General features: G+C 64.3%; 10 protein-coding genes. 7 read left to right on the forward strand and 3 right to left on the reverse strand.

The genetic code is table 11. The features are described from left to right. Positions 1-79 precede the first annotated feature (79 nt). The 5 genes from M1D74_RS01385 (at position 80) to M1D74_RS01405 (ending at position 6,088) form a co-directional block, all read left to right on the forward strand. Positions 80-964 carry a LysR family transcriptional regulator gene (locus tag M1D74_RS01385; RefSeq protein ID WP_309071565.1) on the forward strand — a complete coding sequence of 295 codons (885 nt, stop codon included), beginning with the start codon at positions 80-82 and terminating at the stop codon, positions 962-964. A gap of 141 nt (positions 965-1,105) precedes the next feature. Continuing rightward, complete coding sequence (gene kdgD / locus M1D74_RS01390; RefSeq protein WP_309071564.1) at positions 1,106-2,053, forward strand: 5-dehydro-4-deoxyglucarate dehydratase; 948 nt, start codon at positions 1,106-1,108, stop codon at positions 2,051-2,053. Between the two features lie 34 nt (positions 2,054-2,087). Continuing rightward, positions 2,088-3,737 (forward strand): aldehyde dehydrogenase (NADP(+)), encoded by a 1,650-nt coding sequence (locus tag M1D74_RS01395; RefSeq protein WP_458116235.1) that lies wholly within the window; start codon positions 2,088-2,090, stop codon positions 3,735-3,737. Beyond that, positions 3,734-5,062, forward strand: coding sequence for an enolase C-terminal domain-like protein (locus M1D74_RS01400; RefSeq protein WP_309071562.1), 1,329 nt, complete (start codon positions 3,734-3,736; stop codon positions 5,060-5,062). The genes M1D74_RS01395 and M1D74_RS01400 overlap by 4 nt, the downstream gene beginning before the upstream one ends. 69 nt (positions 5,063-5,131) lie before the next feature. Then, positions 5,132-6,088, forward strand: coding sequence for an AEC family transporter (locus tag M1D74_RS01405; protein WP_309071561.1), 957 nt, complete (start codon positions 5,132-5,134; stop codon positions 6,086-6,088). 42 nt (positions 6,089-6,130) lie between these two features. Here M1D74_RS01405 and M1D74_RS01410 read toward each other — a convergent pair whose 3' ends face one another. Both M1D74_RS01410 and M1D74_RS01415 read right to left on the reverse strand, forming a co-directional pair. Beyond that, positions 6,131-6,487, reverse strand: a complete 357-nt coding sequence (locus M1D74_RS01410; RefSeq protein ID WP_309071560.1) for a VOC family protein — start codon at positions 6,485-6,487, stop codon at positions 6,131-6,133. Between the two features lie 30 nt (positions 6,488-6,517). Next, positions 6,518-6,916: a hypothetical protein gene (locus M1D74_RS01415; protein WP_458116236.1), complete on the reverse strand. Its 399-nt coding sequence runs from the start codon at positions 6,914-6,916 to the stop codon at positions 6,518-6,520. A 75-nt stretch (positions 6,917-6,991) separates the two neighbouring features. On the opposite strand from M1D74_RS01415, the gene M1D74_RS01420 reads away from it, so the two are divergent. Together M1D74_RS01420 and M1D74_RS01425 are read left to right on the forward strand one after the other, a co-directional pair. Continuing rightward, entirely contained in the window at positions 6,992-7,651 is a 660-nt protein-coding gene (locus M1D74_RS01420; RefSeq protein ID WP_458116237.1) for a cyclodeaminase/cyclohydrolase family protein, read from the forward strand. Positions 7,652-8,316: 665 nt separating this feature from the next. Next, positions 8,317-9,372 carry a LacI family DNA-binding transcriptional regulator gene (locus M1D74_RS01425; RefSeq protein WP_309071557.1) on the forward strand — a complete coding sequence of 352 codons (1,056 nt, stop codon included), beginning with the start codon at positions 8,317-8,319 and terminating at the stop codon, positions 9,370-9,372. Positions 9,373-9,409: 37 nt separating this feature from the next. Here M1D74_RS01425 and M1D74_RS01430 read toward each other — a convergent pair whose 3' ends face one another. Beyond that, the gene (locus M1D74_RS01430) at positions 9,410-11,035 is read right to left on the reverse strand and encodes a xylulokinase (RefSeq protein ID WP_458116238.1); all 1,626 of its coding nucleotides are present in this window, start codon (positions 11,033-11,035) and stop codon (positions 9,410-9,412) included. Between the last annotated feature and the right edge of the window lie 5 nt (positions 11,036-11,040).

Genomic DNA, 11,040 nt, shown 5'->3' on the forward strand with positions numbered 1-11,040 from the left:
GGCCCGGGGAGCTGTACCCACAGCGATACGATGTTGCACGTCATAGCCTGAACGGCTCGGTCATACCTGCGAGGCATCAATGTTCACCCTGGATCAAGCTCGTAGCTTCATCGCGGTATCCGAGGAACTGCACTTCGGGCGGGCAGCGGAGCGTCTGAACATGACCCAGCCTCCACTGAGCCGGCAGATCCAGAAGCTGGAACGGAGCGTCGGCGTCGAACTTCTGGAGCGGGACAACCGAAAGGTTTCCCTCACAGCCGCGGGCCGCGCCTTCCTGGCCGAGGCCCGTAAGATCGTCGTCGCCGCAGAGCGTGCACCCAAAACTGCCCAACGCATTGCATCGGGGATGTCCGGCCAGCTTCGGGTCGGCTTCACTGCGGCTTCCGGATTCAGCATTCTGGGTTCCCTGCTGTCCGAGATTGCCGAGGGACTACCGGACGTCGACGTTGAGCTGCAGGAACTCGTCACAGGTGAGCAGGTGGCAGCCATCATCGACGGCGACCTCGACCTCGGTCTTGCGCGGCCCGCGTTCGATGAGGACATCTTCCAATCCCACCTGCTGTTCACCGAGGATCTTCAGCTCGCTGTGCCTGTGGGCCATCCCCTGGACAGATTCAATCGTTCGCTGAGAGTGGCAGACCTCAAGGGCGCCCCGCTGATCATGCACTCACCCACCAAGGCCAGTTACTTCTACGATCTCGTCGTGCGGAACGTACCCGTTGAGCATGGGAACGTTGTCCACACGGTGAGTCAGATCGTGACCATGGTGGCTCTTGTTGCCGCGGGCAGGGGAGTTGCGTTCGTGCCGGAGTCGGCCAGGATGCTCGGGATCGCCGGCGTGTCCTACCTGCGGCTGGCGGACATCGAGCCGGACGCCGTCGAACTCTATGCCATCTGGAGTAGGGAGATACGTAACCCCGCCCTCGTGAGGTTGCTCGAGATTATCCAGATGAAAGGGCAGTAGATGCTGGTGATAGCTTTCGAGCATCAATCCATACAAAAGTGGGCTTAGACACGCATCGATTGGCTTTCTACTCTGGAAGTACACCCACCAATCGAGCACCCCATCCCGCCCCGCGGCGGACTGCCCTAAGGAAGATGCACCGTGGCCCAGTACGCACCACAAGAACTTGCCCAGAAGCTCAAGGACGGATTGCTGTCCTTCCCGGTGACCGCGTTCACGCCGGAGCTGGCCTTCGACGAAGAGACCTACCGCAAGCATCTGTCGTGGCAGACCAGCTTCGACGTCGCCGGCCTGTTCGCTGCCGGTGGCACAGGCGAGGGCTTCAGCCTGACTCCGGCAGAAGCCGCGCAGGTCATCCGGGTCGCCGTCGATGAAGTCGGCGCCAAGGTCCCCGTCCTTGCCTCGGCCGGTGGCTCCACCGCGAACGCTGTACAGAACGCTCAGGATGCTGAGGCCGCCGGGGCCGAGGGCCTTCTGCTCCTTCCTCCCTACCTGACCGAATGCGATCAGGACGGTCTCCTCGCACATGTCAGCGCCGTATGCGCCGCAACGAACATTGGCGTGATCGTCTACAACCGCGCCAATGCCATCTACTCGGCGGACACCGTTGCACGGCTCGCCGAGCGGCACCCGAACTTCATCGGCTTCAAGGACGCCATCGGCGACATTGAGCACCTGACCAAGGTGTACGCCAAGAACGGCGACCGACTGTTCTACCTGGGCGGCCTGCCGACCGCTGAGACCTTTGCCCTTCCGCTGCTTCAGCTCGGAATGAGCACCTACTCGTCGGCGTTGTACAACTTCGTACCCGAGTTCGCCCTCGAGTTCTACGGTGACGTCCGCCGACAGGACCACGCAGCAGTGACCGAGAAGCTGCAGCGTTTTGTGCTCCCGTACCTGGACATTCGTGACCGCGTACGCGGTTATGGCGTCTCCATCGTCAAGGGAGGCCTCACCGTCATCGGTCGCTCGTCCGGTGGTGTGCGCCCGCCGCTGCAGGACCTGACCGAGGCAGATCTCGCAGATCTCGGCGCCCTTATCGACGCTGCGGGTATCCGACCCGCCTCTGCAGCACTTTCCAACGCCTGAAAACACGACGGTTATCGATCCGCAAGGAGCACTCATGCCTACACAGCACGCCACCCTTCAGGGCCACTCCATCATCGCCGGGGAGACATTGTCCGGGAACGGGGGAACCGTCAACGGGTTCAACCCGGCGACCAATGAAACTTTGGAGCCCGCCTACTCCCTGATCGATTCCTCCCAGCTCAAGGCCGCCACAGCCGCCGCCGAGGAAGCCTTCGATTCCTTCCGTACCCTCGACCCGGAAACGCACGGAGCCTTCCTCGACGGGATTGCCCAGCGGATCGAAGCTGCCGGTGACGAGATCGTCGACCGCGCGATGCTTGAGACCGGGTTGCCCGAGCCCCGCCTGCGCGGGGAGCTCGCCCGTACCACCGGCCAGCTGCGCCTCTTCGCTGCAGTGGTTCGTCAGGGCGATCACCGTGGTGTTCGCATCGATCCGGCGATCCCCGAACGCACTCCGATGCCGCGTGCCGACATCCGTCAGCGCAAGGTCCCCCTCGGCCCCGTCGGCGTTTTCGGTGCGAGCAACTTCCCGCTTGCCTTCTCCACCGCCGGCGGTGACACTGCTTCGGCCCTGGCCGCGGGCTGCCCCGTCGTCTTCAAAGCCCACAACGCGCACCCCGGAACCAGCGAGATCGTCGGTCGTGCAATCACCGAGGCCGTGCAGGACGCCGGACTTCACCCGGGCGTGTTCTCGTTGATCTACGGTCCCGGTTCGAGCATCGGTCAGGCTCTGGTCGCCGACCCGGCCATCAAGGCTGTTGGTTTCACTGGATCCCGGGGAGCAGGAACGGCGCTCATGGCCACCGCCGCAGCCCGTCCCGAGCCCATTCCCGTTTACGCGGAAATGAGCTCGATCAACCCGGTCATCTTCTTCGAAGGTGCGCTCCGGTCATCCGACCTCGATGGACTGGCGAAGGCTTACATCGCATCCGTGACGGGTTCCAGCGGCCAGCTGTGCACCTCGCCCGGCCTGGTCTTCGTGCCGACGGGCGACGCCGGTGACAGCTTCCTCGCCGCAGTGAATTCCGCGCTGGCGCCCTCCGCAGGACAGACCATGCTGACCCGCGGAATCGCCGATTCCTGGAACGCCGGTGTGGAGGCTCTCGGCTCCCAGGAGGGCGTCGAGCTGGTTGCACAGGGCACAAAGGGCAGCACCGAGAACGCTCCCGCGCCGGCTGTGTTCGGTACCCAGGCGGAGACCTTCCTGAACAACCCCGTGCTGCACGAGGAGATCTTCGGTGCCGCGTCGCTCGTAGTGCGTTATTCCTCCACGGAAGAGCTCGTGGCTGCGGCCAAGCGCTTGGAGGGCCAGCTGACGGCCACACTGCACCTCACTGAGGCTGATCACGAAACCGCAGCCGGCGTCCTTCCTGTGCTGGAGCGGAAGGTGGGCCGTATTCTCGTGAACGGGTGGCCCACCGGCGTCGAGGTTGGTCACGCAATGGTTCACGGCGGTCCCTTCCCCGCAACCTCCGACACCCGGACTACCTCGGTCGGCACGCTGGCAATCGAGCGCTTCCTGCGCCCTGTCGCCTACCAGAACATCCCGGATGCGCTGCTGCCTGCTCCTCTGCAGGAGGCGAATCCCTGGAACCTTAACCGCCGGATCGACGGCGCCATCGAACTGGCGACAGCGGGCAGTGAAGCAGAGGGCACCGTGAAAGCGACGGGGGAGGACGCGTGACCACACAGCCGACTGTCGCCGGCGTCGAAGTTGTCCCGGTCGCCGGCCACGACTCGATGCTGCTGAATCTTTCAGGAGCGCACGGTCCCTTCTTCACCCGTAATATCGCGATCCTCACTGATTCCGACGGACGTACCGGTCTGGGCGAGGTGCCCGGCGGCGAGGCCATCCGCTCCACCATCGACGAAGCCGGCCAGTTTCTCGTGGGTAAGCCGGTGGCTCAGTTCCGCAGCCTCCTGCGTGAGGTCGCGGCACGGTTCGCCGACCGCGACGCCGGTGGTCGCGGGTTGCAGACCTTCGACCTGCGGACCACAGTGCACGCCGTCACCGCGATCGAGTCGGCACTGCTGGACCTGCACGGCCAGTTCCTCGGTGTTCCTGTGGCCGAGCTGCTCGGTGACGGGCAGCAGCGCATGGCCGTGCCGATGCTGGGCTACCTGTTCTATGTGGGCAACCCGGACCTGACGGACCTTCCATACCTGCGGGAACCGGAAGGCTCCGACGACTGGGAGCGCGTCCGCCGTGAGGAGGCCATGACCCCTGAGGCTGTGGTTCGTCTCGCCGAGGCTGCGCAGGCGCGCTACGGGTTTTCCGACTTCAAGCTCAAGGGCGGCGTCCAGGCCGGCGACCTCGAGGTGGACGCAGTCACAGCGCTCAAGGAGCGTTTCCCGGAAGCCCGCATCACCCTCGACCCGAACGGCGGTTGGCTGCTTGAGGACGCCATCCGGCTCGGGAAGCGGATGCAGGGTGTTGTTGCCTACGCTGAGGACCCCTGCGGTGCGGAGGGCAAGTTCTCCGGCCGCGAGGTGGTCGCCGAGTTCCGTCGTGCCACCGGGCTGCAGACGGCAACGAACATGATTGCAACGGACTGGCGCGAGATGGCCCATGCGGTGCGCACCAACGCCGTCGATATCCCGCTGGCCGACCCGCATTTCTGGACCATGGCGGGTTCGGTTCGCGTCGCGCAGCTGTGCCACGAGTTCGGCCTCACCTGGGGATCTCACTCGAACAACCACTTTGACATCTCGTTGGCAATGTTCACCCACGTGGGTGCGGCAGCTCCGGGCGAGATCACGGCACTGGACACGCACTGGATCTGGCAGGACGGCCAGGGGCTCACCAAGGATCCGTTGCAGATCCGGAACGGGGAGATCCGCGTCCCGGACGCTCCGGGCCTCGGCATCGAGTTGGACCGTACCCGCCTCGACGAGGCGCACGCGCTCTACCTTGAGTACGGTCTGGGCGCGCGCGACGACGCTACGTCGATGCAGTACCTCATTCCGGAGTGGACCTTCGATCCGAAGCGGCCTTGCCTGGTCCGTTAGAGGATCCGTTGAAGGCCTCGTCCTCCCGAATAGGGGGATTGTTGTGAGTTCGTAGCGTCAGGAGGGTATGTGGAGGGGGTTCTTTTCGGCTTCGGCATTGTGCTGTTGCTGATCGGCGTCGGTATTGTCGCCTCGATCCTCCTCCCTACCCGGACTGCCGCGATGCAGCAGGGACTCACCCCGGTGATCTACTACATCACCAACCCGGCGCTGATGTTCATCCTGCTTGCCGAGACTGAACTCAGCGAAGTGCTCAGCGTCTATACGCCGATCGCGCTGGTTGTGGCCGCCATAACCAGCGCGATCTATGCGTTGCTGAGCCGGTTCGCGCTTAAGCGACAGGCCGCACAGACTGCAGTCGGCGCCATGGCGTCCTGTTACGTCAACGCAGGCAACATCGGCATCCCGATCGCGCTCTACGCGGTGGGTAGCTCAGCCCCGGTGGTTTCAGTGCTGCTGGCGCAACTGCTGGTCATCGCCCCGGTTTTTCTCACCATCTTCGCCTGGTGCGGCAGAAAGAGTACGACGACGGCCCCCGGTCCCGACGGGGTGACACCGACGCTGGGACGGACCGTGCTGCGATCGGTAGCTAATCCGGTGACCACCGGTACTGCTGCAGGAGCGTTGTTCGCGGCCACCTCACTGACGTTGCCGCCCATCATCTGGACACCCCTGGAAATGCTCGGCCAGGCATCCATCCCGTTGCTGCTCGTGGTCTTCGGGATGAGCCTTCGCGGGCAGAAGCCGCTGGCGCAGCGGAGCGTGCGCGCCGACGTCGTGCTGGGCAGTGTGGTGAAGCTGGCACTGATGCCGGTGATCGCCTGGTTGGTTGCCTACTACCTCTTCCGGATCGAGGGGACCGCGCTGCTCGGTGTGGTGGCCATGGCGGCCCTGCCTACAGCGCAGAACGTGTTTTTGTTCTCTGCCCAGTTCGGCCTGAAGGTGACGCTGGTTCGCGACATTATTCTGGTGAGTTCGCTGCTGGCCCTGCCCGCATCCCTTCTGGTGGCGTTACTGCTGGGTTGAGCCGACGCCGGCCGCCAGAGGGGGATACGGGCTTTCGAAGGGTCAGCCCGAACAGAGGCAGAACGGATGCCCTGCCGGATCGAGAAACACCCGGAAGGTTGTGCCGGGCTGGTGCTCGTGCCTGGTTGCACCCAGTTCGAGCACAGCGGCCTCGCCGGTGTCGAGATCGTCGACGATCACGTCCAGATGCATCTGCTGCGGTGAGCGCTGCCCGGGCCATTCCGGCGGAGAGTAGTCCTCCACCTTCTGGAAGCAGATGCACTGGCCGTACTCCGCCTGGATTTCTACCCAGTCGGGCTCCTCCTTCACCTTCCAGTCGAGGAGGGCTCCATAGAACCGTGCGAGGGCGATGGGATCGGGACAATCGATGACAGTGGTGGGAAACCGTGCAATAGCCATGCTCCACACCGTACGACCCGTTGCGGACAATTAGCGTCCGGATCCGGAGCTTTTTCTTCCTGCCGGCGTTGACGGGGGAGGCGCTGACTCTGCACCGCGCCTCACCGACTCATCCGGCAGCGTGATCCCGGACCAGCCGACCTTTGACCGTGCCCGCGCACGCTCGATCGCTCCAGGTACGAGGGCGAGGTCGGCTCCGGCCTCAAAACAGATTTGGGCTGCCAGGGGGTGTGACCAACTGCTGCTGGGCTTGCCCTCAATGGACCCCAGGTAGAAGCCTGCGACCTCCGCGAGAATCGCAGGGGTGACGCCCTCGATACGTTTCACTTCCTCCACTGCTGCAGTGAGGTCGAACGGTCTATGGGTGGCGTGGCGGATGGCGGTCCCCGCCACCCACGAAGCAACGATTCTCGGGTTCTGCGTGAGCATGGCGCCAGCATAGAACCCGGCTCCGACAGTGAACCAGCGTTTCCCGGACACGCGCGCGTAGGACAGACTTGCTCCATGGCTGATTCGGATGAGATCACAACGCAGAAGTCCACCGTCGAGGAATGGACCCGTGCCCTCGCGGAATCCATCGGCTCACCCGGCGGTGGGGCAGGCGCGGGCGTGATGCTCGCGATCGCCGCCTCGCTGACGTCCATGGTGGCCGGCTACACCGACGCCGAGACCGATCAGGAGCACCACCTCACGGAGTTGCGCACCCGCGCCCAGGACCTCAGGCAGCGGGCTCTGCAACTGGCCGACGACGACGCCGCCGCCTCCCGCGCCTTCGGGGCGGCGTTCCGGCTGGATCCTGGGGATGAACGTGACCGGGCGATTCGCGAGGCGTCACTCGGTGCAGCGCGGTCCTCGGCGAGGCTCGGTGATCGTGCCATCACCGCCATCGACGACCTGGTCTGGCTCGCCAATGAGGGCAACCGCGCCTTGATCGCCGACGTCGTCGTAGCTTTCGGCGCCCTTCGCGCAGCCGTGACCGGAGCCCGCACGAACGTCAGTTTCGACCTGGCGACCCTGCGGTCGTCCGGTCTCACGCTGGAGGAAGTCCGAGACCAGCACACCGGCCTCTGGGACACCGTCGCGAGGCTCGATTCGGCCATTGAGCGAATCGACAAGTCCATGGCCGCAGTCGATGACCGGGCTGCGCCCACGGACTCGCTGTAAGCAATCCTCGGGCATAACCCATTTCTATCTTTCTGCAATTACCCGATAATTCGGGAACAAGAGCGTGATTCCGCCCAGGACTGGATTAAATACATAAAGTCGGTATGGTCTGGGTATCGAAGAGGAAAGGCGGTCATCGACGTGTCAGGTAAGTCTCCCAGGAGCGCAGGTGCGAAAAAGCAAGGAAAGACCGTCCTTGAGAAAAGAGCCCAGAAGAAGGCGAAGGCTGAGTCCAGCGAGCTGCTGTTCGTGAAGCTCCGCAAGAACCAGCGGTGACCGGAAGCCGAACATGTCCGGACCCAGCGCTGTCCCTGCTCGCCCGGTTCCTCTCAGAGGTCGGCGTGGGAGCGCCTGACACGGACATGTTGGGCGTCCCTGCCGGCGGTCGGGCCGGATTCTGGCCTCAGCCATAATCCGGCCACCCGGGTAATCCGGAAACTGCTGCCCGGAGATGGGACCCTCTTAATTGATAGTGCTTCCCTATGTTCATTTTCGGACGAATTTAGGAAATGTGCCTCCTTTTATGACTGGGCAGCGCATGAGAGCGTCTTTTCTTTCCGGCAGTGCACCATTCCGCATTTCATTGAATCGGCAGAGTAGGCGCTTTTCTTCATATACCGGCACTCAGGTGCGGTTCACTTGACTCATCCAGTACCGTTTCCGGTGTGACCGTTAACAAGGAGTCGACGCCGTCGTCATCTCCACACCCGAAGCCCGCCGTGCGCGCCCGCTCGGCGAACATTCGGGACGTCGCGAAGGCAGCGGGTGTCTCTCATCAGACGGTTTCCCGCGTCATCAACGGGCATCCCAGTCTGCGGGAGGGTACCCGGCAGCGTGTGCTGGACGCCATGGAGGCTCTGCAGTTCCGGCCCAACCGGGCCGCCCGCTCGCTGGTGACCAGCCGTTCCGGCATGATCGGTGTGCTGGTGACGAACGGTGCCTACTTCGGTCCGGCGTCAACCCAGGCGGCGATCGAGTCCGCCGCTGCCAGTGCTGGTTACCTCATCGATACCGCGACGCTGACCTCTCTCAACGAGAACGCCTTCAAGGAGGCCTTGGAGCGCCTGGTCGATCATGCGGTCGAAGGGCTGATCGTCCTCGCGCCGCAGGAGGCCACGCTGCGTCAGCTGGCTCACCTGCCGGTCCGGCTACCGATGGTGACCGTGCATTCGACCTCGCCCGCCGACGACCACGGGCTTTCCGTGGACCAGGTGGCCGGGGCGCGGCTTGCCACCCGGCACCTGCTGGAACTCGGGCACCGCAGGGTCGCTCACATCGCGGGCCCTGAAGGCTGGGTCGAATCAAAGGAAAGAATCCGCGGATTCCGTATTGAGATGGCGAACTGGGGCCTCGATGCATCGCGGATCGTCGCGGGGGACTGGACGTCAGACAGCGGCTTCCGGATCGGTGAGGACCTCCTCGCCAAGAACCCGCCGACAGCCGTCTTCTCCTCCAACGACCAGATGGCGCTCGGGCTCATCCACGCCTGCCGTGACAGCGGTTTCCGCGTCCCGGAGGATGTGAGCGTGGTTGGATTCGATGACGTGCCCGATGCAGCGCACTATGCGCCGCCCCTCACCACCGTCCGCCAGGATTTCGCCGAGCTGGGACGACGCTGCGTCGCGCACCTGCTCACCCAGTTAGGGGTTCCGGTCCAGGATCCCTCCCGGACGGTGGTGCCCGAACTCATCGTCCGCAGGTCAGCGGCCGCACCCAGGTAGAACGCCTCACGACGGCCACCGTGATGCTGGTCCGCGTTCATTCCACGGGCAGGGCGCTGATTGCGGCGCGTTCGACCTGGAGGCCTCGGTGGTAGCGGTCGAGGTAGGTGGCGAAGCCGTCGACGTCGGCCGGGTCAGGCTCAGTTGTTTCGAATTCCGCGCTGCCGAATACGTGCTTGCGCAGGTAGGCGTCCAGGTCGAGCTCGTTGCCGGCGGCGTTGGCCGAGGCGTACGAAGCCAGTACCGCGATGCCCCAGGGTCCGCCTTCGGACGCGGTCGCCGCGACGGAGACGGGTGCGGCGAGAGCGCCGGAGAGGAAGCGCTGCGCCACGCCTGCCGTGCGGAACATGCCTCCGTGTGCAAACATCTGATCCAGCTCGACGCCTTCGCCCGCCAGGACGCGCATGCCCAGGGCGAGGGTGCCGAAGACTCCATAGAGCTGGGCACGCATGAAATTGCCAAGGGTGAAATCGCTGTCAGGGGTGCGTAGGAACAACGGCCGGCCCTCAGAGAGTTCAGCAATCGGCTCCCCGGCGAGGTGATTGTAGGCGAGCAGGCCGCCGGCGTTTGGAGCGCCGTCGAGCGCTTCACGGAAGAGTGTGTTGAAGACATTATCCGGCTCCAGGGCAGCCCCGGACGCGGACACCGCACCGGAAGCCGCCGCGAAGCGGGAGAAGAGTCCCACCCATGCGGCGAGCTCGCTGGCACCGTTGTTGCAGTGCACCATGGCCACCGGATCGCCGGAAGGAGTTGTTACCAGATCCAGTTCGTGGTGCACCTGCTGGAGTGGACGTTCGAGTACCACCATCGCGAAGATGCTTGTGCCGGCGCTGACGTTCCCGGTGCGGGGAGCAACCGAGCAGGTTGCCACCATTCCGGTACCGGCGTCACCCTCCGGCGGGCAGAGCAGCGCTCCGGGCTGGAGGGTGCCCGTGGGGTCCAGAAGTGCGGCTCCTTCAGCTGTGAGCTCGCCTGCAGGCTGTCCTGCCACCAGTACGTCGGGAAGGAGTTCGGAAAGGGTCAGACCGGGGGCTGTTTGGGGTGCCAGGCTGTCATAGCGCGCCAGCAGTTCGGCGTCGTAGTTGTTGGTGCGGGAGTCGATGGGGAACATTCCGGAGGCATCGCCCACGCCAAGAACCTTCCGCCCGGTCAACTCGCGGTGCACATAGCCGGCGAGAGTCGTGATGGAGCGAATCTGCGACACGTGCGGTTCACCGTCCAGCACTGCCTGATGCAGGTGTGCAATAGACCACCGCAGGGGAATGTTGACCCCGAAGAGTTTGGTGAGTTCGGCTGCGGCCGGTCCGGTGTTGGTGTTGCGCCAGGTGCGGAAGGGGACGAGGAGTTTGTCCGCATCGTCGAAGGCCAGATAGCCGTGCATCATTGCCGAGACGCCGATGGCGCCCAGGTTCTCCAGCCGTGTGCCGTAACGGCCTTCGACGTCGGCGAGCAGGTCCGCGTAGGCCGCCTGGATACCCGTCCACACGTCTTCCAGGGAGTAGGTCCAGAGGCGGTCGACCAGCTTGTTTTCCCAGTCGTGGCTGCCTACAGCCAGAACAGTCGAAGGATCCTCGCCGACCAGGCACGCCTTGATGCGTGTCGATCCGAGCTCGATTCCGAGGCAGGCACGGCCCGCGGCAATTACGTCCTTGGGGTCAGTCATGAACA

The sequence above is a fragment of the Arthrobacter sp. D2-10 genome (genome assembly GCF_054161285.1).

Excerpts from the sequence above, each read along its gene's own strand:
- M1D74_RS01385 (WP_309071565.1), top strand. The coding sequence starts at position 80 with ATGTTCACCCTGGATCAAGCTCGTAGCTTCATCGCGGTATCCGAGGAA.
- M1D74_RS01395 (WP_458116235.1), top strand. The coding sequence starts at position 2,088 with ATGCCTACACAGCACGCCACCCTTCAGGGCCACTCCATCATCGCCGGG.
- M1D74_RS01410 (WP_309071560.1), bottom strand. The coding sequence starts at position 6,487 with ATGGCTATTGCACGGTTTCCCACCACTGTCATCGATTGTCCCGATCCC.
- M1D74_RS01415 (WP_458116236.1), bottom strand. The coding sequence starts at position 6,916 with ATGCTCACGCAGAACCCGAGAATCGTTGCTTCGTGGGTGGCGGGGACC.
- M1D74_RS01420 (WP_458116237.1), top strand. The coding sequence starts at position 6,992 with ATGGCTGATTCGGATGAGATCACAACGCAGAAGTCCACCGTCGAGGAA.
- M1D74_RS01430 (WP_458116238.1), bottom strand. The coding sequence starts at position 11,035 with ATGACTGACCCCAAGGACGTAATTGCCGCGGGCCGTGCCTGCCTCGGA.